At 37.6% G+C, this 25,421-nt stretch carries 30 protein-coding genes and 1 riboswitch; of the genes, 7 read left to right on the top strand and 23 right to left on the bottom strand.

Annotation, left to right across the window (positions count from 1 at the left end):
* From HCB45_RS07355 to HCB45_RS07345, 3 genes are all read left to right on the top strand, one after another.
* Window positions 1-932 (top strand): MucBP domain-containing protein (locus HCB45_RS07355; RefSeq protein ID WP_185619446.1); only part of this gene is annotated, 932 nt, incomplete at its 5' end.
* Window positions 933-1,105: 173 nt separating this feature from the next.
* Window positions 1,106-1,342, top strand: a complete 237-nt coding sequence (locus HCB45_RS07350; RefSeq protein ID WP_185619443.1) for a NifU family protein — start codon at window positions 1,106-1,108, stop codon at window positions 1,340-1,342.
* A 114-nt stretch (window positions 1,343-1,456) separates the two neighbouring features.
* Window positions 1,457-1,957 (top strand): phosphatidylglycerophosphatase A family protein, encoded by a 501-nt coding sequence (locus tag HCB45_RS07345; RefSeq protein ID WP_003769113.1) that lies wholly within the window; start codon window positions 1,457-1,459, stop codon window positions 1,955-1,957.
* Window positions 1,958-1,980: 23 nt separating this feature from the next.
* On the opposite strand, the gene HCB45_RS07340 is transcribed toward HCB45_RS07345, so the two are convergent.
* From HCB45_RS07340 to HCB45_RS07320, 5 genes are read right to left on the bottom strand one after another with little or no spacing between them, the layout of a single operon-like run.
* Window positions 1,981-3,291, bottom strand: coding sequence for a hemolysin family protein (locus tag HCB45_RS07340; RefSeq protein WP_185319823.1), 1,311 nt, complete (start codon window positions 3,289-3,291; stop codon window positions 1,981-1,983).
* Between the two features lie 35 nt (window positions 3,292-3,326).
* Window positions 3,327-3,770 carry a GNAT family N-acetyltransferase gene (locus HCB45_RS07335; protein WP_185319824.1) on the bottom strand — a complete coding sequence of 148 codons (444 nt, stop codon included), beginning with the start codon at window positions 3,768-3,770 and terminating at the stop codon, window positions 3,327-3,329.
* A 49-nt stretch (window positions 3,771-3,819) separates the two neighbouring features.
* Entirely contained in the window at window positions 3,820-4,587 is a 768-nt protein-coding gene (locus HCB45_RS07330; protein ID WP_185619441.1) for a TIGR01457 family HAD-type hydrolase, read from the bottom strand.
* A 19-nt stretch (window positions 4,588-4,606) separates the two neighbouring features.
* The gene (locus tag HCB45_RS07325) at window positions 4,607-4,882 is read right to left on the bottom strand and encodes a YutD family protein (RefSeq protein ID WP_185319826.1); all 276 of its coding nucleotides are present in this window, start codon (window positions 4,880-4,882) and stop codon (window positions 4,607-4,609) included.
* Complete coding sequence (locus HCB45_RS07320; protein ID WP_185619439.1) at window positions 4,879-6,267, bottom strand: bifunctional metallophosphatase/5'-nucleotidase; 1,389 nt, start codon at window positions 6,265-6,267, stop codon at window positions 4,879-4,881. Before HCB45_RS07320 ends, HCB45_RS07325 begins: the two co-directional genes overlap by 4 nt.
* Window positions 6,268-6,403: 136 nt before the next feature.
* On the opposite strand from HCB45_RS07320, the gene HCB45_RS07315 reads away from it, so the two are divergent.
* Both HCB45_RS07315 and HCB45_RS07310 read left to right on the top strand, forming a co-directional pair.
* Entirely contained in the window at window positions 6,404-7,243 is an 840-nt protein-coding gene (locus tag HCB45_RS07315; RefSeq protein ID WP_003722428.1) for a sulfite exporter TauE/SafE family protein, read from the top strand.
* Window positions 7,244-7,609: a DUF1634 domain-containing protein gene (locus HCB45_RS07310; protein WP_003763796.1), complete on the top strand. Its 366-nt coding sequence runs from the start codon at window positions 7,244-7,246 to the stop codon at window positions 7,607-7,609.
* A gap of 30 nt (window positions 7,610-7,639) precedes the next feature.
* On the opposite strand, the gene HCB45_RS07305 is transcribed toward HCB45_RS07310, so the two are convergent.
* Entirely contained in the window at window positions 7,640-8,482 is an 843-nt protein-coding gene (locus tag HCB45_RS07305; RefSeq protein ID WP_185619450.1) for a DUF72 domain-containing protein, read from the bottom strand.
* Between the two features lie 134 nt (window positions 8,483-8,616).
* Between HCB45_RS07305 and HCB45_RS07300 the strand changes: the two genes are divergently transcribed.
* Entirely contained in the window at window positions 8,617-8,790 is a 174-nt protein-coding gene (locus HCB45_RS07300) for a peptide ABC transporter permease (RefSeq protein ID WP_185608173.1), read from the top strand.
* Window positions 8,791-8,854: 64 nt separating this feature from the next.
* Here HCB45_RS07300 and sufB read toward each other — a convergent pair whose 3' ends face one another.
* From sufB to sufC, 5 genes are read right to left on the bottom strand one after another with little or no spacing between them, the layout of a single operon-like run.
* A complete protein-coding gene (gene sufB, locus HCB45_RS07295) occupies window positions 8,855-10,249 on the bottom strand; it encodes a Fe-S cluster assembly protein SufB (protein WP_003722438.1) in 1,395 nt (464 codons plus the stop codon).
* A 22-nt stretch (window positions 10,250-10,271) separates the two neighbouring features.
* Entirely contained in the window at window positions 10,272-10,715 is a 444-nt protein-coding gene (gene sufU / locus HCB45_RS07290) for a Fe-S cluster assembly sulfur transfer protein SufU (RefSeq protein ID WP_003722439.1), read from the bottom strand.
* Window positions 10,712-11,938 carry a cysteine desulfurase gene (locus HCB45_RS07285; RefSeq protein WP_185619437.1) on the bottom strand — a complete coding sequence of 409 codons (1,227 nt, stop codon included), beginning with the start codon at window positions 11,936-11,938 and terminating at the stop codon, window positions 10,712-10,714. The genes sufU and HCB45_RS07285 overlap by 4 nt, the downstream gene beginning before the upstream one ends.
* Window positions 11,939-13,240: a Fe-S cluster assembly protein SufD gene (sufD, locus tag HCB45_RS07280; protein ID WP_185319831.1), complete on the bottom strand. Its 1,302-nt coding sequence runs from the start codon at window positions 13,238-13,240 to the stop codon at window positions 11,939-11,941.
* 18 nt (window positions 13,241-13,258) lie between these two features.
* Entirely contained in the window at window positions 13,259-14,044 is a 786-nt protein-coding gene (sufC, locus tag HCB45_RS07275; protein ID WP_003722442.1) for a Fe-S cluster assembly ATPase SufC, read from the bottom strand.
* Between the two features lie 340 nt (window positions 14,045-14,384).
* On the opposite strand from sufC, the gene HCB45_RS07270 reads away from it, so the two are divergent.
* Window positions 14,385-15,461, top strand: coding sequence for an Lmo2079 family surface lipoprotein (locus HCB45_RS07270; protein WP_185619435.1), 1,077 nt, complete (start codon window positions 14,385-14,387; stop codon window positions 15,459-15,461).
* Window positions 15,462-15,501: 40 nt separating this feature from the next.
* Here HCB45_RS07270 and HCB45_RS07265 read toward each other — a convergent pair whose 3' ends face one another.
* From HCB45_RS07265 to rodA (HCB45_RS07210), 12 genes are all read right to left on the bottom strand, one after another.
* A complete protein-coding gene (locus tag HCB45_RS07265) occupies window positions 15,502-16,332 on the bottom strand; it encodes a MetQ/NlpA family ABC transporter substrate-binding protein (RefSeq protein ID WP_185619433.1) in 831 nt (276 codons plus the stop codon).
* 64 nt (window positions 16,333-16,396) lie between these two features.
* Window positions 16,397-17,071, bottom strand: a complete 675-nt coding sequence (locus HCB45_RS07260; RefSeq protein WP_185319834.1) for a methionine ABC transporter permease — start codon at window positions 17,069-17,071, stop codon at window positions 16,397-16,399.
* Window positions 17,068-18,090: a methionine ABC transporter ATP-binding protein gene (locus tag HCB45_RS07255; RefSeq protein WP_185619431.1), complete on the bottom strand. Its 1,023-nt coding sequence runs from the start codon at window positions 18,088-18,090 to the stop codon at window positions 17,068-17,070. The genes HCB45_RS07260 and HCB45_RS07255 overlap by 4 nt, the downstream gene beginning before the upstream one ends.
* Window positions 18,091-18,179: 89 nt before the next feature.
* A riboswitch (SAM riboswitch) is annotated at window positions 18,180-18,298 on the bottom strand.
* Window positions 18,299-18,406: 108 nt separating this feature from the next.
* Window positions 18,407-18,595, bottom strand: a complete 189-nt coding sequence (locus tag HCB45_RS07250) for a hypothetical protein (RefSeq protein ID WP_185319835.1) — start codon at window positions 18,593-18,595, stop codon at window positions 18,407-18,409.
* Window positions 18,596-18,673: 78 nt separating this feature from the next.
* A complete protein-coding gene (locus HCB45_RS07245) occupies window positions 18,674-19,816 on the bottom strand; it encodes a sensor histidine kinase (RefSeq protein ID WP_185319836.1) in 1,143 nt (380 codons plus the stop codon).
* Window positions 19,806-20,501 (bottom strand): response regulator CesR, encoded by a 696-nt coding sequence (gene cesR / locus HCB45_RS07240; protein WP_185619448.1) that lies wholly within the window; start codon window positions 20,499-20,501, stop codon window positions 19,806-19,808. Before cesR ends, HCB45_RS07245 begins: the two co-directional genes overlap by 11 nt.
* Window positions 20,502-20,575: 74 nt before the next feature.
* Window positions 20,576-21,451, bottom strand: a complete 876-nt coding sequence (locus tag HCB45_RS07235) for a cation diffusion facilitator family transporter (RefSeq protein WP_185319837.1) — start codon at window positions 21,449-21,451, stop codon at window positions 20,576-20,578.
* Between the two features lie 193 nt (window positions 21,452-21,644).
* Window positions 21,645-21,929 carry a thioredoxin family protein gene (locus tag HCB45_RS07230; RefSeq protein ID WP_185319838.1) on the bottom strand — a complete coding sequence of 95 codons (285 nt, stop codon included), beginning with the start codon at window positions 21,927-21,929 and terminating at the stop codon, window positions 21,645-21,647.
* Window positions 21,930-22,013: 84 nt separating this feature from the next.
* On the bottom strand, window positions 22,014-22,391 hold the full coding sequence (gene gcvH / locus HCB45_RS07225; protein WP_185319839.1) for a glycine cleavage system protein GcvH: 378 nt from the start codon (window positions 22,389-22,391) through the stop codon (window positions 22,014-22,016).
* A 39-nt stretch (window positions 22,392-22,430) separates the two neighbouring features.
* Complete coding sequence (locus HCB45_RS07220; RefSeq protein WP_185319840.1) at window positions 22,431-22,784, bottom strand: arsenate reductase family protein; 354 nt, start codon at window positions 22,782-22,784, stop codon at window positions 22,431-22,433.
* A 156-nt stretch (window positions 22,785-22,940) separates the two neighbouring features.
* Window positions 22,941-24,116, bottom strand: coding sequence for a rod shape-determining protein RodA (gene rodA, locus HCB45_RS07215; RefSeq protein WP_185319841.1), 1,176 nt, complete (start codon window positions 24,114-24,116; stop codon window positions 22,941-22,943).
* A 70-nt stretch (window positions 24,117-24,186) separates the two neighbouring features.
* Window positions 24,187-25,356, bottom strand: a complete 1,170-nt coding sequence (rodA, locus tag HCB45_RS07210) for a rod shape-determining protein RodA (RefSeq protein WP_185319842.1) — start codon at window positions 25,354-25,356, stop codon at window positions 24,187-24,189.
* Between the last annotated feature and the right edge of the window lie 65 nt (window positions 25,357-25,421).

Raw genomic sequence — 25,421 nt, 5'->3', positions numbered from 1 at the left:
GTTGGACAGTTAAAACTACTCCGGCCAATGCTTCAGGCGTATTCACGAGTACGAACCAAACCGTCACTTATGTTTATGAAAAAGCTGACGGCGCTCCTGTTACTGTTAAATATGTGGATGGCGACGGTAACGAATTAGCTACTTCTGACACACTTAACGGAAAAATCGACGCTCCTTACCAATCTACAGCTAAAAGCATCGCAGGTTGGACAGTTAAAACTACTCCGGCCAATGCTTCAGGCGTATTCACGAGCACGAACCAAACCGTCACTTATGTTTACGAAAAAGCTGACGGCGCTCCTGTTACCGTTAAATATGTGGACGGCGACGGTAACGAATTAGCTACTTCTGACACACTTAACGGAAAAATCGATGCTCCTTACCAGTCTACAGCTAAAAGTCTTTCTGGTTGGACAGTTAAAACTACTCCGGCCAATGCTTCAGGCGTATTCACGAGTACGAACCAAACCGTCACTTATGTTTATGAAAAAGCTGACGGCGCTCCTGTTACTGTTAAATATGTGGATGGCGACGGCAATGAATTAGCTACTTCTGATATGCTTAATGGTAAGCTAGGTACCTCTTATGAGGCAACAGCTAAAAAACTGAGTGGTTGGAAGTTATCGACTACACCTACCAATGCCAAAGGTGTATTTACAAGTGAGACACAAACAGTCACTTTTGTATATGTCAAACAAGAAAATGATCCTAAAAAAGAAGATCCAAAACCAGTTGATCCAAAACCAGATAAAAACAAAACGCCTATTAAGATTAAAGAAAACAAACCAACAGCAAGCCAACCAACTACTATCAAAAAACAAATAAAATTACCGCAAACCGGTGATAATCAACAAGATAATATATTGTTTGGATTAATTGGTACGTGCTTCGTTCTTTTAGGAATTTACTCAATATCTAAGAAAAATAGCTAAAACAATTATTTAAAACTCTCTTATCAATTAGATAAGAGAGTTTTTATTTGATAATTACTTCAAAGTTCACTACTTTTCTCCTCAGAAAAATCCAATTTAATTTCTTTAATTTTTTCCGTATCCTGTTATAATAGAGAGTATGATAGCGCCTCGCGAAAGGAGAACTATATCCTATGGAAGAAATTAGTTATGCCGAAGTTGATAAAGCTTTAAAAAAGTTCCGACCATTTTTAGTTCGTGATGGCGGAGACTACGAGCTTGTAGAAGTAACTCCAGATGGCACTGTAAAAATCAAATTACTTGGTGCATGCGAAACCTGTCCAAGTTCTGATATGACTTTAAAAATGGGAATCGAATTGACTTTAGCAGAGAAAATTATTGGATTTAAAGAAGTCATCCAAGTATTTTAAGCACTACTATTTTAGCGACCAAAATAAGCGGTCGCTATTTTTGTATAAGTATGTTTAGAAATCCTGTAAACGTCTATCATACAATATACATATAGTGAAAAGGAGGTAAGAAAAATGGTAGAAAAACAAAGCGCCCTCGAAGCTAAAGCTCGGAGTTGGCTCATTGAACGTGGCGTAGAAATAGATGACATCGCTGAATTAGTATTATTTTTACAACAAAAATATCATCCTGGATTAGAATTAGAGATATGTCGTCAAAATGTAGAGCATGTGCTTCGTAAACGAGAAGTTCAAAATGCTGTTTTAACGGGTATCCAGCTTGATGTCATGGCCGAAAAAGGGGAACTCGTTCAACCACTACAAAACATTATTAGCGCGGATGAAGGGCTTTATGGCGTAGATGAGATATTAGCACTTTCTATTGTTAACGTATATGGTTCAATTGGTTTTACAAATTATGGCTATATTGATAAAGTAAAACCTGGTATTCTGGCTAAGCTGAACGAACATGATGGTATTGCTGTTCACACGTTTCTAGATGATATTGTGGGGGCCATAGCAGCAGCTGCAGCAAGTCGTCTAGCCCATAGTTACCATGATGATATTGTTAATTAAACAAAAACCAGTAAAATTAGAGGTCACTCCTCCGTTTTTACTGGTTTTTCTTTGCCGCGCTTTACTTCCACTTGTCTTATTGAGTTTTTATTCATCGACCGAACAATAAACCGGTAACCTTCATGTTCAATCTCATCCCCTGTTTCTAAGTCAAAGCGTTCAAATAGCATCCAGCCTGATAGCGTATGGACACCTGGACTTTCAATCGGAACACCAATTGCTTCCTCTACTTCTAAAAGCGGCTCCGATCCCTCTATAATGAAATGATTTAGTGCCACCTTACGAATTCCTTTTGGTCCTTTTGCTTCTTCCATATCACCTACAATGACTTCCATAACATCCTCAAGAGTCACAATGCCTGAAGTCCCGCCATATTCGTCTGTTAAAACGACAAATGGTTCGCTTTCTTGTTGCATTTTTACGAGTAATTCTTCTAAAACCATTCCTTCAAACACTTCTAAAACTGGAGCTATAAAGGGTTTGATTGATTGTTCTACAATGGCTTCATCTTTTCCAAGCCCGGCCATGACTGCACTGACGCGTAGCATGCCAATGATATGGTCTTTGTCTTCATCTTCGGTTACTGGAAAAATATGATATGTATGCTCGGAAGTTAGTTTAAGCAAATCGCGTACTGTCGCTGTTTGATCAATCGCAATCATCGACATCCGCGGAATCATAACTTCTTTTGCTGGCACGTCCCCAAGTTTGAAAATATTTTTCATATAACGAAATTCCTGTGGATTTAAAAGACCTTGTCGGTAACTATCTTCAAAAATAATTTTCAGTTCAGTCGGTGTCATTTGGTCTGCATCATTTGTACGCTTTACACCAAATATCCGCGTAATTAAATTCGCTGAGTTATTTAAAAGCCAGTTGAGGGGAAACGTTAATCGATACCAATAAACAAGCGGACGCGCAATAAATAACGCTACTTTTTCAGTGCTTTGAATGGTGAATGTTTTCGGAGCAAGTTCCCCAAGAACAACATTTAAAAAAGTAATTAAAATGAACGATACAAAAATCGAAATCGGTTTTTCTAGTGATTCTGGTAGTGGCAACATTAAAAAAAGTGGTTCTAACCAACCGCGCATCGTTGCTTCCCCGACCCACCCCATCGCAAGAGCAGCGAGTGTGTTCCCCAGCTGACAAGCAGCCAAATAATCATTCATATTAGTTGTTACTTTTTTAACGTATTTCGCTCGTGGATTATCTGAGGCAATTAGTTGTAGGACAGTAGGCTTTCGAATGGCAACAATGGCAAATTCACTCGCTACAAAAAAAGCTGTCGCTGCAATTAAAAATACAACAAAAAAATCATTAAATACGTCCATTCCCAGTCCTCCTTATCCCCATTCTATACCCTTTTTCACCGTTTAAACCACAAGTCAGCAACTGCCTCACCATCGATAATTTCGCCCGTTTTCTCAAACCCATATTTCGCATAAAATTTCTCTGCCACATGGTTATCTGGTTCATAAGATAAACGGAGTCTTGCTGGTTTTTCTGGCAAATTTTTCACCATTTCGATAATTTGCATTAAAGCATCCCCGCCGTAACCTTTACCTTGGTGCTCTTTTCCAGTCATAAAACGTACTAGCCAAAATTCACCATCAGCTGTATCCATTCCGTACATTGCATATCCAACTGGCACATTTTCAGCATAAATGACAATAGAATGATATGTTTCTTCAAAACTCGCTTCGATAATCGAGTACCAATTTTCTGCGACAAATGTTTTCTGGTGTGGATGAACTTGTAATTTAGTCGTCTCACGAAAATTATCTTGCGTTAACTTTTGTATTGAAACCATTTTTTTCAACCTCCTAATTATTAAAAAAAGAGCAGAAAACTCCGCTCTTTTAGTTAAATTTCCAATCAGTCAGCTTCGTTACAGCATATGTGGGCTGAATCACTTTGGTAGTAAGAGCTTCTTTTGAGGTAAAACCAGTATGAACGATTAAAGTATCCATACCATAATTGATTCCTGCCATAATATCTGTTTCGTAGTTATCACCAACCATAATTGCTTCATCTTTATGAACACCAAGCTTTGTGAGTGCTTGCTCCATAATAATAGATTCTGGCTTCCCGATAAAAACAGGCACCGCTTCTGTCGCGACAGAAACAACCGATGTAATCGAACCATTTCCCGGAAGCAAACCGCGTTCAGTTGGGATTGCTGCGTCTCCATTAGTAGAGATAAACATTGCACCACCTCGAACCGCAAGAGCTGCTTTAGCAAATTTTTCGTAATCTACCTCTCGGTCAAGTCCAACAACAACAAAAGCTGGGTTACTAGAAGTAATTTCAAATCCATTATCAGTTAGTTCTTGTTTTATTCCACGTTCACCGATAACATAAACCGATTTCTCACGTTTTTGTTCCAACATAAATTGCACGGTTGCTTGTGAAGTTGTGAAAACATCACCCGATTCCGCTTGAATGCCCATACCAGTTAAATGTTCGGCTACCTGATCTGGTGTCTTTGTAGAATTATTAGTTACAAATAAATACGGAAGTCCCGCACGTTTTAAATTTTCAATAAAAATGATTGCTTCGGGAATAACTTCTGCCCCGCGATACATCGTGCCATCTAAATCAATTAAATACGCTTTATAATTCTTCAATTCCAAAATACCTCATTTACTATTTTACTTTTTTAATAACAAAATATGCACAACCAAAATTGCAGTATTCATAAATATATTCTTTTAATGTGCTAATCTTGTTGTCATATGCGGCTTTACGGTTATCATCATCAAAAAAGCCTTTGAGACGGAGTTGATCGTAACCCCAGTCACCAACTATATAATCATATCGTCCAAGTATATCGCTAAACCGTTCATTTAACTTCTCCTCGTCAAAAGCATCGCGATAATTGGTGATAATCTCGTAGTTTAAATCTTGAATCGTAATCGTCACTTGTCTTCCTCCTGTCCGTACATTTTTTTGAGTTTCCATTTTAAAATATCTCGGAGTAATTCCGGTGTATATACTTCTTTTCGTTTAATTTGTTTTACTATCGGGAAAAATGGCGCGAAGACAAATGTATCATGTGTCGCAATCCGGTATTCCCGTGCGTGTTCGATTGGTTTATTATCAAAAAGTGCCACTTGATTTTCTGAGTCAAAACCAGCTCTGTCCATCAAAACGGTACCAAAATACTCGCCTCGGAAACCAAAACCTCGAAGCGGAATATCTTGCAGTTCTGCTTTCTTTCGGTAGATTCCGTCAATAAGTATCTCGAGCTCCTCACCAGACATTGTTAAAGCAATCGCATTTAGTGGATGAGGTAACATTTGGTGAATATCAAAATCCGTCACAATCCCAGCTTCAAAATCTGTCATAAAAATGCCCGCGTTCATCATAAACGTTTCCGAACCGGTCCATTCACAAACCGCCGCATTCAAAATGTGCGCAATTTCCGAGTCATCAAACCAATTATGCGCTAACTTCCCGGGAATCGCAACTACTTTTTCAGAGAGTTCTGCGCGCCCTTTATCGAAGAAACCTTGAATTTCACTAGCTTCATTTGGAACGGCTGGCAAATCTTCTGTTTTAAAAGTCTTGGCGGTTTTAGAGCTTATCTGATTATTTTCGTCTAGCTCAATATCCACTTTTCCGATATACTCGCCCCATCTCCCCGCAGCTGCAAGTAACGTACTTCCTTCTACTTTGCCAGTTTCAAGTAAATGGTGTGTGTGTCCGCCCAAAATTACATCTATTTCTGGAATCTCGAGCGCAATGCGTTCATCACTCGGTAAACCTAGATGGCTGAGTAAAATAACTAAATCAGTTCCTTCCTCCAAACCAGCAACTTGTTTTTGAATCGAGCTAATAGGTTCTTCAATGCCCCAGCCCATTTCTTCATAGTATTCCCGAAAAGGCGCCGTTGCACCGATAATAGCAATTTTCACTTGAGCTATTTCTTTATAAACAATCGATTTCACCCAGTCCGGCTGCTTTGTTCGTTCTTTATCTGCGTAAAAATTACAACAAACTACTGGGAAGGTCGCATGCTCATATAATTTATCCAAATCTTCATGGGCCAAAGTCGTTCCTTCATTATTGCCAAAAGTCACCGCATCATACGGTAGTTGATTAAGTAAGTCCGTATTAGCAAGCCCGTTCGTTCCTTCAGTAAGCGGATGGACCCGGTCCAAAAAGTCACCGATATCAAAAAAGAGCGCCGACTTATTTTCTTTTTTTGCAGCTGTTCTTTTCTCTTTTAAGAAATTAAAAATGCGTGGCCAATGTTCCAAGTGACTATGAACGTCATTTGTATGCCATAAAGTTAAATGTTTCATCTATCCATCTCACTCCTTACCTATAACTATTGTAGCTTAAAACCGCTTTTTTTACACGCACTAGGACTGGATGAATTGTTCCCTTTTCATTTTATGTTATGATAGGATATATTGTTTTAAAAGGGACGTGATTTTTTTGGATATTACGCAAACAGTCGAAATTCTTTTAATCTCTGTTTTTGCAGGGGTTGTAGGCTCTTTGCTTGGGCTTGGTGGTGGAATTATCGTAACGCCAGCCTTGACTCTTATTTTCGGGATTGATATTCAGTATGCGATTGGTGCGAGTATTATTTCCGTTATCGCAACTAGTAGTGGTTCTGCCATCGCTTATATCAAAGACGGCATCACCAATCTTCGTGTCGGGATGTTTCTCGAAATTGCCACAACAATTGGTGCAATAACCGGGGCTTTCGTCAGCGGACTGCTCTCGGCTACAGCCCTCTACATCATCTTCGGACTTTTACTTCTATATTCTGCTTTCAACATGATAAAAAAGGTCGGTTCAGAATTTCCTACCAATGTAAAACCAGACCCACTCGCAACCAAATTAAACTTACATGATTCCTATTACGATAAATCTTTACGGCAGACAGTTGACTATCAAGTGGCAAATGTTCCTGCTGGTTTCGGTGTGATGTACGGCGCAGGTATTGCTAGTGGTTTACTTGGAATCGGTAGTGGTGCTTTTAAAGTCATGGCACTTGATGTCTTTATGAAAATGCCACTAAAAGTAAGTAGCGCGACGAGTAATTTAATGATGGGAGTAACTGCGGCGGCCAGTGCAACTGTGTATCTTTTCCAAGGCGACATCCAGCCCGCTATTGCAGCTCCTGTTGCGATTGGGGTACTTGTCGGTGCAACGCTTGGAACGCGCATCATGCAACGTCTAAAAAGCAAAGTTATTCGGATTATTTTTATTCCCGTCATTTTATATGTTGCCTTCCAAATGATTTTAGAAGGATTGGGGTGGATTTAGATGGCAGAGAAAAAAGAAGAAATGTACCGCGTGGAGCTAATTGTTAGCGCGCTGCTACGAATCGGTGTTGTCCTTAGTGCGATCATTATCGTTTTTGGCCTTGTTATGCTGTTTATTACCGGAGAAAGTGGCTATCCTGGGGAAACTTACCCGACCTCACTTACAGCGATTTTCAGCGGGCTAGGAACGCTTAAACCATACGCAATTATGATGTTCGGTCTGTTTTGCTTGATTTTAACGCCCGTCCTTCGTGTTGTTGTATCATTGTTTACTTTTTTGAAGGAAAAAGATTACTTATATGTTGGCGTAACTGGGATTGTACTTATTATTTTAGTTATTAGCTTTTTAATTGGAATTAAGGCATAAAAAAGATGGCGCTACTCACGCGCCATCTTTTTATTCTGAAAACAAATCCATTTGCATAGGTGCCAAACCTTGAAACTCAACTTGGAGCGCCTTTTGTAAATGTTTCGCATTATCAGCTGCATCCCCGCCGCTGTTATTATTAAAAATCACGACTACCTCTTTGGAAAGTTTTTGTAAATGCTCCACATATTTGGTCCATTCGTTAATTTCTTCCTCATTATAACGATAAAGCGTGCGAACCTCGCGCCATTCCGGACTACTCGCTTTCATCCAACCATACTGATTCCGACCATGCAGTCTAACTAGCGTCATCTCACTATTTGTCTCACGAAGCACAATTGGTACACTTCCAGACCCAACTTGCGGTTCATCGACAACCGTATGAATAAACCCTAATTCGCGTAGTAAATCTAACGTCTTTTCTGTATTTTGTTCGCTATACCATGAGTTATTACGAAATTCAATTGCTACAGGCAAATCACCCATTTTCGAGGCAATATATCTTAAATAAGTCACATTCTCTTTCGTACAGTGAAAATATGGTGGAAATTGATATAAAATCGCCTGTAGTTTTCCCGATTCACTTATCGGTGCAATCATATCCATATATGCCGTGTACATCGCATTTTCGCTATCAAAATACTGCGACCATTCTTTATGTTTTGTCATCGCCGAAAAAGCCTTTATCACAAAACGAAAATCATCCGTAGTTTGCGCCGCCCAGTTTGCCGTTGTTCGCGGAGAAGGAATCGCATAAAAACTCGTATCAACTTCTACCACAGGAAAATGTGCCGCATAATCAGCCAACGTTAATTTTTTTGTTTGTAATAAAGAATCATGATCACTCCATCCAGTTAATCCGATTGTAATCATCAACCGCCACCCTCTCTATCGTTTTTGATTTATATTTATTATAACGCAAAAAGGAGGGAGAATCTTTTAATTTGGTTGTTGCTTTACCTTAAATATTTTATGTTTTATACTTTAATTAAAAAAGGAGAAAACAGATGAAAAGACTTATTATAGTGACTTCAGTTTTTTTCGGAACGCTATTAATCGGTTCAATCTTTACTGGTACGAAACCTTTTGATGGATCAGATATATCTTTAATAGGCGGATTTTCTATTTTTATACTATCTTATTTTATTGCTGGCTTTTTAAGTCGAAAGAAAAATAGCTAAAATTAAATGTAAATAAAAACCCCTTCCAACCACAGACCTGTAGTTGAAGGGGTTTTTTGTTATATTAACCAATCGAGCCTTCCATTTCAAACTTAATCAAACGGTTCATCTCAACGGCATATTCCATTGGCAATTCTTTCGTAAATGGTTCAATGAAGCCCATAACGATCATTTCTGTCGCTTCTTCTTCGCTTAAACCACGGCTCATTAGGTAGAAAAGTTGTTCCTCAGATACTTTGGAAACTTTGGCTTCGTGTTCTAATGAGATGTTGCTGTTTAGGATTTCGTTGTACGGGATTGTGTCCGATGTGGACAGGTTGTCCATAATGAGCGTATCACATTCGATATTGGAACGTGCGCCGTCTGCATTACGACCAAAATGAACAATTCCGCGGTACGTTACGTTTCCGCCTTGTTTCGAAATCGACTTCGATACAATCGTAGAGGACGTATTAGGCGCATAGTGCATCATTTTTGCTCCTGCGTCTTGACGTTGGCCTTTACCAGCAATCGCGATAGAAAGTGTCGTTCCGCGCGCTCCTTCGCCACGTAAATGTACAGCTGGGTATTTCATCGTTAATTTCGAACCAATGTTACCATCAATCCATTCCATAGTCGCATTTTCTTCACAGAAAGTACGTTTTGTTACTAGGTTATAAACGTTATTTGCCCAGTTTTGGATGGTTGTATAACGGCAGTAAGCGCCTGGTTTTACAATAATTTCCACGACAGCTGAGTGAAGGGAATTCGTTGTATAAACGGGAGCAGTACAGCCTTCCACGTAGTTTACACTGGCATTTTCGTCGACGATAATTAGCGTCCGTTCAAATTGCCCCATGTTTTCCGAGTTAATGCGGAAATAGGCTTGAAGTGGCGTATCTACTTTGATACCTGGTGGTACGTAGATGAATGAACCACCTGACCAAACAGCCGAGTTTAGCGCAGCGAATTTGTTGTCGCTTGGTGGAATTACTTTTGCGAAATATTCTTTGAAAATATCTTCGTTTTCTTTTAACGCGGAATCTGTATCTTTGAAGACAATCCCTAAATCTTCTAGGTCTTGCTTCATATTGTGATAAACTACTTCGGATTCGTACTGCGCAGATGCCCCAGCCAAATATTTTTGTTCGGCTTCAGGAATACCTAATTTATCAAAAGTACGTTTAATTTCTTCAGGAACTTCATCCCAAGAACGTACGGTTTGTTCAGACGGTTTCACGTAGTAAGTGATGTCTTCAAACTTCAGTTCTGACAGGTCGCCACCCCAAGTCGGCATTGGCATTTTATAAAATTGCTCCAAAGACTTCAAACGGAATTCAAGCATCCATTCTGGTTCTTCTTTAATATTCGAAATTTCTCTTACTACTTTTTCTGTTAATCCGCGTTCTGTACGGAACACAGAGGTATCTTTGTCATGGAATCCATATTGGTATTCGCCAATTTCTGGAATTTCAGTCATGTCGTATCCTCCTTTTCGCTACTTATTTTGTTCCTTCTTTTTCAAAAATCGCTCTCTCCATTGCTTTCCAAGAAAGAGTCGCGCATTTGATTCTCGCTGGGAATTTCGCAACTCCAGCAAGTGCTTCAACGTCGCCGTATTCATCAATTGTTTCATGGTCGTGACCTTGCACCATTTCTGAAAATTCACGGGACATTTTTAATGCTTCTTTCTCGGTTTTCCCAATAATGCTTTGCGTCATCATCGAAGCAGAGGCCATCGAAATCGAACAGCCGCTACCAGTGAATTTTGCCGCAACGATTTTATCACCGTCCATTTTTAAATGAAGATGAATTTGATCACCGCATGTTGGGTTGTTGAGGTCGATTGTTACATCGCTATCTGGGAGCTCTCCATTATTGCGCGGATTTTTATAGTGATCCATAATGACTTGTCTATAAAGCTGATCTAATTTCCGGCTTGTCATAATCCAAAATACTCCTTTGTTAACTTGAGGCCATCTATAAGCGCATCAATTTCTTCTTTTGTATTATAAATATAAAAGCTTGCGCGAGCTGTAGAAGAAACATCCAGCCACTTCATCAATGGTTGTGCACAGTGATGACCAGCTCGAATTGCAATTCCATCTTCGTCCAAAATAGTCGCAATATCGTGTGGGTGTGCGCCATCTAAATTGAAAGTCACTAAACCACATCGTTTACTCGCATCTTTTGGTCCGTAAATGGTAATGCCTTCGATTTTATCCATTTCTTCTATCGCGTAGCCGACTAATTCTTGTTCATGTGCGTGAATATTTTCGAGTCCGACTTCCGCCAAGTAATCAATCGCCGCACCTAGCGCAATCGCTCCGCCAATAATCGGTGTTCCAGCTTCAAATTTCCACGGCAGTTCTTTCCACGTCGAATCGTATAATTCAACAAAATCAATCATTTCTCCGCCAAATTCGGTAGGTTCCATCGCATTAAGCAATTCACGTTTTCCGTACAAGGCGCCAATGCCAGTAGGAGCCATCATTTTGTGCCCTGAAAAAGCATAAAAGTCAGCATCTAAATCTACTACGTCGACTTCCATATGAGGCACAGCTTGCGCACCGTCAACGAGAATGACTGCTCCAAATTGATGAGCAATTGCTGCGATTTCTTTAATTGGCGTGATAGTCCCGAGTACATTAGAAACATGAGCTAATGCAACGATTTTCGTTTTTTCACCAATCGTTTTTTTGGCTTGTTCCACAGAAATCGTTCCATCTTCTTCTAACTCAATATATTTCAAAACCGCGCCTTTGCGTTTAGCTAGTTGTTGCCACGGAATCAAATTAGAATGGTGCTCTAGATAAGAAATAACTATCTCATCGCCAGCTTCAATATTTGCCTCACCGTAACTATCTACAACTAAATTAATCGCTGAAGTAGTACCTCTTGTAAAAATAATTTCTGCTACTTCGCGAGCATGAATGAACTTGGCTACTTTAGAACGAGCTGATTCATATGCATCCGTCGCTCTTGCCGCAAGGGTATGCACACCGCGGTGAACGTTCGCATTATCAAATTCATAGTAATGGGTTAAAGCCGCAATAACTTGTTTTGGCTTTTGTGAAGTGGCAGCATTATCTAAATAAGCTAGCGGTTTTTCATTTATTTCTTGAGCTAAAATTGGAAAATCCGCCCGAATTTTTTGGATATCAATCATTTAGCGCACTTTCCCTTCGATTACTTCACGAAGCATCGTTTTTACACTTTCGATTGGTAACTGACGAACAACAGGATCTAAGAAGCCATGAATAACTAATCTTTCTGCTTCTTTTTGAGAAATCCCGCGACTCATCAAATAGAATAATTGTAGTGGATCAACGCGTCCAACAGAAGCCGCATGACCTGCAACTACGTCATTTTCATCAATTAATAAAATTGGGTTTGCATCACCGCGTGCTTCAGGACTAAGCATTAATACACGTGACTCTTGTTGTGCATCAGACTTAGAAGCGCCATGTTTAATGTGGCCAATTCCGTTAAAAATAGTTGTTGCTCTTTCTTTCATAACACCATGAGATAAAATCGTACCGTTAGAAGCTTTTCCGTAATGTGTCACGCGAGTTGTTACGTTTTGCGTTTGCTTACCGCGACCAACTGTCACTGTTTTTACATCAGCAGAAGATCCATCACCCATTAGGTTTGTTACGTTCTCATTAATTGTATCGCCATCATTCATCAGGCCAAGCGCCCATTCAATTTGGCTATCTGTTCCAATGTGTCCACGACGGTTCACATATGTCGTAACATCACTTGCAAGATTGTCTACACCACCAAAAGTAATACGCGCATTTTTCTCAGCGATTACTTCTTCAACAATACTAACAATCCCTTTAGGTGCGTTATCTACTGTTACATAGTTTTCCACATAAGTGACTGCGCTATTATCATCCGCCACAAGCAACACATGGTTAACAAGTGGAGATTCTGCTTTTTCTTGTACAAAAACAGCTTGAATTGGCGCTTTCACTTCAACATTTTTAGGAACGTAAAGGAAAATCCCACCGTTCACTAGTGCCGCATGAAAAGCAGTCAATTTGTGCTCATTCACTTGAACTGCATCTTTCATGAAATATTTCTTCACAAGTTCAGGATGGTTTTTCACAGCGGAAATAATATCTGTAAAAATAACACCTTGATCAACTAGTTCTTGTTGCAACTGAAGTCTCGCAGGTCTTTCATCCATTTGAACGTAAAAATTGGCTTCTTTATTATCTAAATCAACTAAATTCGCTACTTTTTCAGGTAAAGTTTCATTCGTCACGCCTTCTTTAAAAGGTATAAACGTCTCAAACTTTGTGAAATTCCAGCGAGTAATTTTTGTTTTATCCACAAAAGGCAAGTCAAGTTCCCCGTAGGCTTTAAAAGCATTGCGACGGATTTCTAAAAACCAATCCGGTTCATTCGCATTACTTGAAAAAGCGTGGATAAAATCATCTTTAATTGTCATATTTTCTGCCATGATTTTAACCTCACTTCCTTATTGTTGGTCTACTGCTTCTTCTTCTTCAAGTTCAATACCAAGTTCTTGTTTAATCCAGTCATAACCTTCCGCTTCTAAACGTTTCGCAAGTTCAGGCCCGCCTTCTTTCACTACTTTACCTTGCATCATTACGTGCACAAAATCTGGTGTAATGTAGTTAAGTAAACGTTGGTAGTGGGTAATGATTAAGCAGCCAAAACCTTCGCCGCGCATTTCATTTACACCTTTAGAGACAACTTTAAGCGCGTCGATATCAAGACCGGAGTCAATTTCATCTAAAATCGCTAATTTTGGCTCAATCATTAATAATTGCAGAATTTCATTACGTTTTTTCTCTCCACCTGAAAATCCTTCATTTAAATAACGTTCCGCCATTTCTTCGTCCATATCTAAAATATCCATTTTTGCATCTAGTTTGCGGATAAATTGCATTACTGGGATTTCATCGCCTTCTTCGCGTCGGCTGTTGATGGCTGCACGAATGAATTCAGCATTTGTAACACCACTAATTTCGCTTGGGTATTGCATCGCTAAGAAAAGACCAGCACGAGCGCGTTCGTCTACTTCCATTTCGAGTACATCTTCTCCATCAAGCGTGATTGTTCCTTGGGTTACTTCATATTTCGGGTGCCCCATAATAGCTGAGGATAACGTAGACTTACCTGTTCCATTTGGTCCCATGATTGCATGGATTTCGCCAGTTGAAATTTCAAGGTTAACGCCCTTCAAAATTTCTTTTCCTTCTATTTCAACATGTAAATCTTGAATCTTTAAAGTTGCCATAAAAAAAGTCCTCCCTAGTGTAAAATTTGCATAATCCTAGTTTAGTATAATTCTAATCTGATTACAACTATAAAAACCAGCACTCTTCGCATTCTCCCCTTCATTCTACTATTAATAGCTGTTTTTTGCCAGTTTTCAAGTATTATCACTATTCCCATTTTATTTGAGAATCTATTACATAAAAGAAAGAACGCTTTATATCAATAGAAGAAAGGTCCTTTTTTACTACAAAAAAGGATTGTATATCTTATTTAGATATGGTATTGTTGTAACGTAACAAATTTGCAACATAATAACTTATTTGTAATAAATGATTATTTATTGAAGGAGAATTTAAAATATGAAGAAAGCAATAATGGCTCTGACCATCTTTGTATTGCTTTTAGCCACATTATCTGGGTGTAGCTCCCCTAAGTCCGACTTCACCTCTACTTTAAAGAAAGCAACTGAAAATAAACAATTTACAACGAACGTCACCTTCCAAGTAAATAACTTATCTGATAACTACATTAAAAAACTTGGCTCTGATACTGACTTAAATCAACTTAAAAAATCTAACATTCAATATAAAATTTCTGTAGATAGTGATTCTTCCTCTTCTTATAGTGCTTATTCGCTTCACTGGAAAGGAAAAAATCCACTTGATTTAACCTTACATGCACTCCAAAATAGTGAGGACGGAAAAGCCTATATTCCAGTTTCTGATATTTATGACGCATCCGATAGTATTTCAAACTTACTATCCGATTCAGCCGCTCAGATTTTTAACAAAGTACTTGCACAAAATAAAGACTTAGAATCTAAATATCTCAACGTATTTGAGACATTTCAAAACTTCTCCAATCAAACAATTGATTCAGAAACCGTTGATCGTCAAGCAGAAGAATTGAAAAAAATTGAAGAAGCAAGTGGTATCGCAATTTATAGTTATTTGAATAACTTAGATGACAAACATTTCACCGCTAAAGATAATGGAGATATCGTCCTAAAGCTATCTAAAAATGAAATCAAGGATTTAGTAAATAACGTCTTTACAGCACTTAATGATGACGGAAATATCGTAACACTTCTTTCAGAAATTGATGGCAGTACACAAAAAGAAGCTCAAAAAAAATGGAACGCCGGTCAAGACAGTGTTCGTTCTTCACTAAAAAACCTTACTTCTGATAAAAATCAAACGTTAGATTTCAAACTAACACTTACACCAGATAACAAAAAAGGTTTTAGTAAAGCTATTATTACTACGAACTTTGAAGATAGCAAAACAAAAGATTTAATCAGCTTAACGACAACTGTGGATATGCTTGATTACGAAAAAGTTCCTCCAATGCCAGAAGGTAAAGACATTGTTTCTAAAAAAGAACTTGATAAGGCCATTTCTGATGGACTGAAACTATATTTAAGTAGTGCTAATTAAAAAAAATCCTTTTACCAAATCGGTAAAAGGATTTTTTTGTTTACTTATCGACTGGAACAACTGCTCCGTCCCATTCTTTCGTAATGTAATCTTGAATTTCTTTTGAATGTAAAACTTTAACTAGTTCTTTAATGTTTTTGTCATCTTTTTTCTTGTCCGTAGTTACAACGATATTAGCATACGGAGAATCTTTGCTTTCGATTGCAATAGCATCTTTAGAAGGATTTAAACCTTGGTCTACAACAAAGTTTGAGTTAATAGCGACAACATCGCCTTCTTCATTATTATATGCAGTCATTAAGTAAGCAGGGTCAAAATCATATTTGAATTTCAAGTTTTTCGGATTGTCTTTAATGTCGTCAAAGGTTGCATCTTGTGCTTTCACACCGTCTTTAAGCGTTAAAAGTCCATTATCTACAAAAATACCAATCACACGCGGCCAGTCAGATTTTGAATTAGAAAGTAAGACTTGCGCGCCGTCTTTTAAATCTTTAATATCTGTTACTTTTTTAGAATAAATGCCCATTGGTTCGATGTGAATTGCGCCAACATCAGCAAATTTGTAACCTTTTTCTTTTTCTTCTAATTCAAGATATGGTTTATGTTGGAAGTAGTTAGCATCTAAATCGCCTTCTTCTAGGGCTTTGTTAGGCATAACGTAGTCTGTATATTTAACAATTTTCAAGTCAATCCCTTTATCTTTCAAAATCGGTTTTGCTTGTTCTAAAATTTGCGCATGAGGTGTATTAGAAGCACCCACTACCAATTTGTTATCGTCTTTATCAGATGATGCTTTATCTGAGGAGCCACCGCAAGCTGTAAGTACTAAAACTAAACTTAATGTGAAAATTAAACCAAGAACCTTTTTCATGAAATTCTCTCCTTTTTTGCGGGGATTCCGCGTTTTTTTATATAAATTGCTTCATATACTTTGGTTAGCGTTTATCGGTTCGTTTTGTTAGGAAGTCGCCGATAAACTGGAAAATAAAGACGATAATTAAGATAATGATTGTCGCAAGGACCGTTACATCAGGTTGCCCACGTTGGAATCCTTCAAGATAAGCTGTATTTCCAAGCCCTCCTGCACCAATGACACCGGCCATCGCAGTGAATCCAACAAGTGAAATTGCTGTCACCGTAATACCAGAAATAATCGCTGGTAAGGCTTCTGGGATGAGCACTTTACCAATAATGGTAAACATGTTCGCGCCCATTGATTTAGCAGCTTCAATAACACCTTTGTCCACTTCACGAAAAGCAATTTCTACCATTCGACCATAAAACGGAGCTGCTGAGATAATTAAAGCTGGAAGTGCTGCTTTCGGTCCAATTACGGTTCCGACTAACGATTTTGTCATCGGTAAAAGTAACACGATTAAAATAATAAAAGGAATGGAACGGAATACATTAACGAGGATTGCTGTTATCCAGTATAAAATGCGCGATCCGGCATGTTTTTTATTATTGGTTAAAAATAGTAATAACCCTAGCACGATTCCTAGTAAAAAAACTGCAAATAATGAAGTAAGTGTCATATATAGCGTTTCTTGTGTGGCCACCCACATCATTTGAAAATCAACATTTGGGAATAATTCTTGTAATTTCGTCATCGTTCTAACACTTCCGTTTCTACTTTAAGTTGACGGAGCTGTGTTAGACTAGCATCTATCGCTTCTTCCGTGCCTAAAACTTGGACATATAATGTTCCGTACGCACCGTTTTGCGTTTGAGTTAAGTTCCCGTGAAGAACATTTAGCATTATATCATTTTCTTTTGCTACTTGAGAGATCACAGGCTGAGTTGCATTTTCACTCATGAAGAGTAGTTTAACGATTTTACCTTCTGCGTAATTATCGAGTAATAGATGGATTAGTTCTTCTGTTTCGTCTGAATCAGTTACTTGGCGAACGAAGCGCTGCGTTACTTTTTCTTTAGGATGACGGAAAACATCTAGTACGTCACCGAGTTCAGCAACTTTCCCGTTTTCCATAACTGCCACGCGATTACAAATTTTCCGGATAACATGCATTTCGTGGGTGATAACGATGATAGTTAGGTTGAGACGTTTATTTATATCTAATAGTAATTCTAAAACTTCATCGGTTGTTTGTGGATCTAGTGCGGATGTAGCTTCATCACAAAGCAATACTTTAGGATTATTGGCGAGCGCTCTTGCGATACCGACGCGTTGCTTTTGTCCGCCGCTTAGTTCAGCGGGATAGGCGTTTTCTTTTCCTTCTAAACCAACAAGCCGGATTAGTTCATTGACTCGGAAACGTCTTTTTTCACCACGTACTCCAGCAATTTCTAACGGAAATGCAATATTTTCTGCAACGGTTCTTGACCATAATAAATTAAAATGTTGGAAAATCATACCGATTTGTTGGCGCGCTTTTCTTAATTTCCCACCGCGAATTTGGCTAATTAGTAGATTATCTACTTCAACAGATCCTTCCGTTGGTAGTTCTAATCCATTGAACATTCGGATTAGCGTACTTTTACCAGCACCTGAATAACCAACTACTCCGAAAATTTCACCTTGTTCAATTTCTAAATCGACATGGTCGACCGCGAGAACTTTGTTATTTCTGGACGTATATTCTTTTACGACGTTCTGTAACGTAATCATCTCTATCACCTTTTCTACATTCTGATATACAAAAAAGCCTTCCTGCTAATGAGCAGAAAGGCAGCATTTTTTCAAATGGGCTAACTTCCTTCTCATCTTTCAGAACAAATCGTTGTTCTGCATGACTTAGCACCTTAAACACATAATGAATTATTGTTTAGGTTGCTGGGTTTCACAGGGCATTTCCCTCCACCACTCTGGATAAGATTTCTACATATTATTATATCACTTCATTTGTGACTATAGTGACGTTTCTTGTTTTTTCATATTACCTTTTCCGGTACACTTTGTCAATAACTTTTTTATTTATACGAATTTATTTGTAATTTAATTTATTATTAATACTATTTTCTCCCAAATATCCGTGGCTAGCTAACTGAGAGGCTATTTTAATTTGAGCTCTATTTTGGTATTTAAGTTCGCTACTATTGACTTGAATTATGTACATAAATACCGCAATGACCGTGATACAAGCAACAACAATTAAAACAATATGTTTTTTCATTTTTCTCTCCTCCGTGATTTATATTCTACTGAAAGAACATAAATCACAAGGAAAGAAACATTTAAGAATTTTTAAAGATTAAATGAGAGGCAATTTGACGATAAAACTTGTTTGGCGATGTTTGCTCTCTGCGGTAACAATTCCACCGTGTTTTTCAACGATAGACTTAGCGATTGCAAGCCCTAGCCCCGTCCCCGTGGTTGTCCGGTTTTTATCTACTTTGTAAAAACGTTCAAATAGATAAGGCAAATCAACGGTTGGAATCTCTTCACCATAATTAGTGACCCGCACAACAGCCATATTATCTTCTTTTTTCGCGCTTACATCAATTTGTTTATTTCCTTCTCCGTATCTAAGCGCATTGGAAAATAAATTCTCAAACAAACGCATAATTTGGTTACCATCGCCGCTTATAATTAATTTTTTTGCATCAAAATGTTCTACAATCTTCATATTACGTTCAGCTGCACGACCATCATATTCAGCAACTAATTGGCTTAGTAGTTCAATAATATCTAGCTCATCTTTTTTAAGTTGGTATTCTACATTATCAAGCCTGGTATAAGAAAATAAATCATCAATCAGTTTATGCAAATGACGAGCTTTTCCGTATACAAGTTCCGTATAATACCGCAGCTCTATCTCATCACGATAACGGTCCTCATGAATATAACTTAAATATCCTAAAATCGACGTTAAAGGAGTCCGTAAATCATGTGAGACATTTGTAATTAAGTCATTTCTAGCTTGCTGCGCCTGTTCTTCCTGCTTCATTAATTTATTTTGTCGTTCACGCATATTTTCAATGTTTCGCTCAAGTTCTTGAATTTCCGGAACAAAACTCTCTGTATCAACGGGCTTTCCGTCATTTAAAGCAAAATTAATCGTTTGTAGTTGTTTTTTTAATATTCGTTGACGCATCAAGCGATAAAAGAACGCAAAGAATAAACAAGCAATCAAAAAGATAATTAAAAATTTCAGCGATAACATCCAAAATGACTGCATTATCCGAGTATATTTATTCGGTCCAAATAATTGGACCATAGATTGCGTCAATTCACGCAAAAATAAAGAATCATCACGAATAGAAATACTCCATAAATAAATAGTTTGTACAGTAATCAAAGCAAAAATCCAAGACACGATTGCAAAAAAAGTCGCCTGCCAAACATTCATCACATGACTAATTTTCGTAAACAGCATTTCTAGTCTAGATTTCAATTTTGTACCCTACTCCCCAAATTGTCTTAATAACATTTTCTCCGCCCATAGCATCTCTTAACTTATCTCGCAAATTGCTAATATGAACCATGACTGTTTTACTTGCTCCAAGCGCTTTCTCCTGCCAAATTTTCTCAAAAATATATTCCGAACTAAAAACACGACCTGGTTCATTCGCGAGTAAAAATAAAATATCAAATTCTGAAGTTGTTAAATGAAGTTCTTTTCCATCAACTGTTACTACATGAAGACCACGGTCAATTACAATTGGCCCAATAATGACTTTATCTTGACTTATTGGCTCTGCTTGACTCATTTGTTGCATTCGTCTTAAAATCGCTTTAACCCGAACTGAGAGCTCTAGCGGATTAAATGGTTTAACCATATAATCATCCGCTCCAGTTAATAGTCCCATAATTTTATCATTATCTTCTGCCTTTGCACTGAGCATTAAAATCGGTGTCAAAATACCATTGTTTCTCATTAAACGGCATACTTCTAAGCCATTCATTTCCGGCATCATTATATCTAAAATCACTAATGTAGGTTGCTTTTCTTGCACTAAACGCCATACTTCCGCGCCATTATAAGCTTGATAAATCGTATAACCTTCATTTTGTAAATATAATTTCACTAAATCTACAATTTCTTTATCATCATCGGCAATCAAAATAGAAGTTGTCATACTCATTGTCCTTTCCATCCTTATTTCTACCTATTGTAACACTTTAGCAACAAATCGAATAGAAAGAGCTTGGATTAAATTCTAGTGAAAACTCGTTCTTCTTCTGGCTCTAAGTGGATAAGAACTTCTGCTTTAGAATAAAAATTCATAATCTCTCTTTCAATTTCATCACATAGCGAATGGGCACTTTCAATCGTCATCGAGGAAGATACGACTAAATGAAAATCAATATATTCTTCCGCTCCTGCTCGTCTTGAGCGAAAATCATGAAATTCAATAAATTTTGTTTTATGAGCTAGAATAATTTGCTTAATAGCCTCTTCTTCGTCTGCAGACAAACGTTTGTCCATTAATGGTGGGAAAGACTCCTTTAATAATTTGTAAGCCTCATACATGATGTAAAACGCTGTTAAAATTGCGATGACTGGATCTAACCAAAGCCACCCTGTTATGTATACAAGGAACAAACTGAGGGCAATCCCAAGTGATGTGAAAACATCTGTATATAAATGTAATGCATTGGATTTCATCGCAACTGAATTAGCTTCATCCGCTGCTTTTTTGATAATACGAGACACGATAATATTCACGATAGCGCCAAAAAGCATTACCATAATACCAAGCGCTGGAAAACGAATTTCGTGCGGGTTTATAAGTTTATTAACCGATTCAACAATAATCCAAATGCCCGCTACAAATATAAGTAATGTTTCAATAGTTCCCGCAATATTCTCTGCTTTTCCATGCCCATATGGATGATCTTCATCAGCCGGTTGATTAGAAATCCTAATCGAGAAGAAAGTTATGATTGACGCAAATAAGTCCATTGACGAGTGAATCCCTTCCGAAATTACTGCCACTGAACCTGTAAAAAAGCCGATAATTAATTTAAGAACAACAATAACAAAATTACTACAAACAGATAAAATAGTAAGATTAGAATGGTTCATAGAAAAAGCCCCCGATATTTTTATGTTTCACTAAAAATTTCTCTTTATAAAACACTTATTTAACAACTCGAATTATCTTATCACAAGTAGCAGAATTGTGTCTATAGCAACGTTTTTAGCTAAACGCAGTTCTATATCGGAAACGAAACATTTTTGCATCAGGGCAAATTATAACACAGAAAAAACTCCTGTATCACTCACTATACAGGAATTTAAAAATGGCTGTTGCATCATGTAGTTGATAGCTTAAATCGGCTGGTTGCCCGTTTTTAAATTTAACTAACGCGGGGACCGATGTGATCTCAAGACTTTGTGCAATATCGGGCACATAATTCAAATCAACTTTTGCGACTTCTGTATGAATCCCGTCCGCTTCTAAAATTACATCCACAAGACGACTTGCTATTTGGCAGCTACCACACATTGGCGTAAAAAAGAAGACAACGAAGTCCGCACCATTTTTTTGCGACGTCCGCAAACTTTCTTTATCCCAAATTTCCAGGAAAAACGCCTCCTATCAAAAAAAGCCAGCTTCGGTTAACCCAAGCCGGCCCTCTAAAAATTAGTCTAATACTTTTTCGTAATCATCACTTGATAAAAGAGCTGATACGTCCGCATCTTCTACTTCAGTAAGTTTTAAAATCCAACCCGTGTCATATGGGTTGCTATTAATTAGCTCTGGCTCATCTTCTAATGTTTCATTAACAGCAACTACTTTACCAGTTACTGGTGCGTAAAAATCAGATACTGTTTTTACAGATTCAATGCTACCAATTGAATCACCTTTTGTTACTGTATCGCCAACTTCAGGTAATTCAACAAAAACAATATCCCCTAATTGATCTTGAGCAAAGTCAGTAATTCCAATAATATAACTACCGTCTTCTGCTTTCACCCATTCATGTTCTTCTGTGTACAATAAGTCTTTTGGTAAACTCATTTCAAAACTCCTCCTTTTACTTACAATTATCTATATTGACTATTTCCAAGTTGCTTCAAATTCTTCTTCTTTGAAACCAAGCGTTACTTCTTTACCATTCGTAGTTAGTGGACGTTTGATTAACATACCATCTGAAGCGAGCAATTTATAAGCTTCTTCCAGCGAAAGTGTATCAAGTTTATCTTTCAGTCCAAGTTCGCGGTATTTAATGCCACTTGTGTTAAAGAAACGACGAATTGGGAGTCCACTGACCTCATGCCATTTTTGTAATTCTTCGGCAGTTGGGGTTTCAGTCTTAATATCTACTTCTTTAAAATTAATATGCTCATTTTCAAGCCATGCTTTTGCTTTCTTACAGGTGCTACATTTTGGATACCAATAAAAATTAATCATTTTGCATCTCCCTCCGATTGCATTCTATTACTATCATAGTGCATTTTTTCTGAAAGTACAAACAGCAACCCTTATAAAAAAACAGATATTTTGAAAGCGTATTCATACCGGATTTTTAAAAATACAAAAGCCACTTTTGACTTTTGTATTTTTCTTTTAGGAGACATGATTTTCTTCTTTAACTTCAAACATAGATTTTTTAAAATTAAATCTTATCCCGAGAACTAGCCCGACTGCCATCATATTTCCGAGTAGAGCACTACCACCGTAACTAATAAACGGAAGCGGAATACCTGTAATCGGTAATAAGCCGATATTCATCCCCACATTTTCTAGCACGTGGAACATTAACATCATTACAACACCCGTACAAATGTAAGAATAAAATGGTACACCCACATCAAGCGCCACCCGAATAATTTGGTAAATTAATAAGAAATAAATTGCAAGGAGAATACTCGCTCCGATAAAGCCATAATCTCCAGCTACAATAGTAAAGATAAAGTCATTATGATTTTCTGGAATAGCGATGGCATCATATCCTGCACCATTTCCGGAAATCTGTCCAGAACCAATTGCTGTCATCGCTCGCAGTACTTGATAACCTCCGCCTTGAGGATCATTCTCCGGATTTATCCATGTCGTAATCCGCTCAAATTGATATGGTTTAAAACCAAGGCTAGTTAGCCAATTTTGGTGATAAATAACCATCCAAATGAGCGCTGTCCCAATTGCAGCAATTGAACCGAAAAGTGGCACGATAATTTTCCAAGTAATTCCGGAAATAAGAATCATTCCCGACATGATAGCGATAAACACAAGTGCCGTCCCTAGATCGGGTTGCAGCATAATAAGAATAAGTGGCATTAACGTAAACAAGCCAATCTTCAAAAGTAACCAAGCATCATAACTAAAACGATGGACCTTATACGTTCGGTTATGGTCCCAAATTACTTTCGCTAAAACGACAATTAAAATAACCTTTACAACCTCAGATGGCTGAATGTTTCCTAAGAATGGAATAACAATCCAACTTTTTGCTCCTTTTACTTCTTTCCCAAAAAGCAAAACAAAAACGAGTAAAAATAGACCTAATCCGTAAAAGTAATAAGCCCATCTTGTGAGTCGATCATAGTCCAGTTGCATCACGACAATAATTGCAAACGTCGAAACTACAAACCACATACCTTGTTTTACAACAAAGTTAGCATCATATTGATTATTTGTTAATTGCGCACTATAAATGGACACCAAACTGATTATCATAAGTAACATCATTGATAAAACAATTCCGTAATCAATGCGTCCAGCTAGTTTATTTTGTTGATTCATTATTTAATTACTCCTTACTGGTTGGTTTGTGTAAACTAATGCTTTTTCCCAAACAGTTTAAAAAAGAAAATCATACGCGATTCCCTTTCCCTAAGTTAACTTCCGGGGCATTATATCTAGCAGACAATACGAGGCCAAGTGCCATAAATGCGCCAAGAAGAGAGCTTCCCCCATAACTGACAAAAAGTAGTGGAATACCGGTAATTGGAAGAAGACCAATTGTCATCCCGATATTTTCTAAAACGTGAAATAAAATCATTGAGCAAACACCTGTACAAATATACGAATAAAAAGGAATACCAATATCTAGTGCCACTCGAATAATTTGGTAAATCAGTAAAAAGTATAACATAATAAGCACACAGCCACCAATAAAACCGAAATTACCACCAATAATAGAGAAAATAAAATCATTATGGTTTTCTGGAATAGCAATTGCTTGGTTGCCAATACCATTTCCTTGTAACTGCCCGGATCCAATTGCCTGCATCGAACGGAGCAGTTGCATACCGTCTCCAAGTGGATCTTCTTCAGGTCTAAGCCAAGAAGTAATTCGTTTAAATTGATATGGTTTAAATCCTAGTTTTTGTAAAAAATCTTGATTGTACATAACTAAATAAATTAACGTCCCACCCAGTAAAGCAACTGAACTAAATACTGGTACTAAAATTTTCCACGTAACGCCACTAATAAAGACCATTCCGATGATAATAGCTATAAATACTAAAATCGTTCCTAGGTCTGGCTGAAGCGCAACTAGTCCAAGGGGAACGATAGAAACGATGCCTATTTTAAGCAATAATTGCATATCTAATTTTACCGTGTGTAATTGATATTTTTTATTATGGTCCCAAATTACTTTTGCAAGCGCGAGAATTAAGAAACTCTTCATTAACTCTGATGGTTGCAAGCTACCAAGTGAGCCAATACCAATCCAGCTTTTTGAACCTTTACGCTCATCACCAACAATTAATACAAGAATTAGAAGCAAGTTTCCAATCCCATATAAGTAATAAGCTGCCCATTGAAGCCGATCATAATCGAAAAAAAGTACAATAACAACGACTACTCCAGTAGAAATAACAATCCAAATAGACTGTTGCAACAAAAAATTATTTGTATATTGGTCATTGACAAGTCCTGCCACATAAATAGCCACTAAACCAATAATACAAAGCAACATCATCAAGAATATAATCGCATAGTCAACTCGAACTGCCTTTTTTCTCTTTCTAGCCATTGCTTTCCGTCCTTTATGTTTAGATTTAAATGTAAAAAAGCTGCTATTCTTAAAAAGAGCAACAG

The sequence above is a fragment of the Listeria farberi genome (genome assembly GCF_014229245.1).
Classification (GTDB): Bacteria; Bacillota; Bacilli; order Lactobacillales; family Listeriaceae; genus Listeria; species Listeria farberi.
The sequence above is the reverse complement of the archived record's forward strand: the minus strand, read 5'-3'. Positions and strand labels throughout refer to the sequence as shown.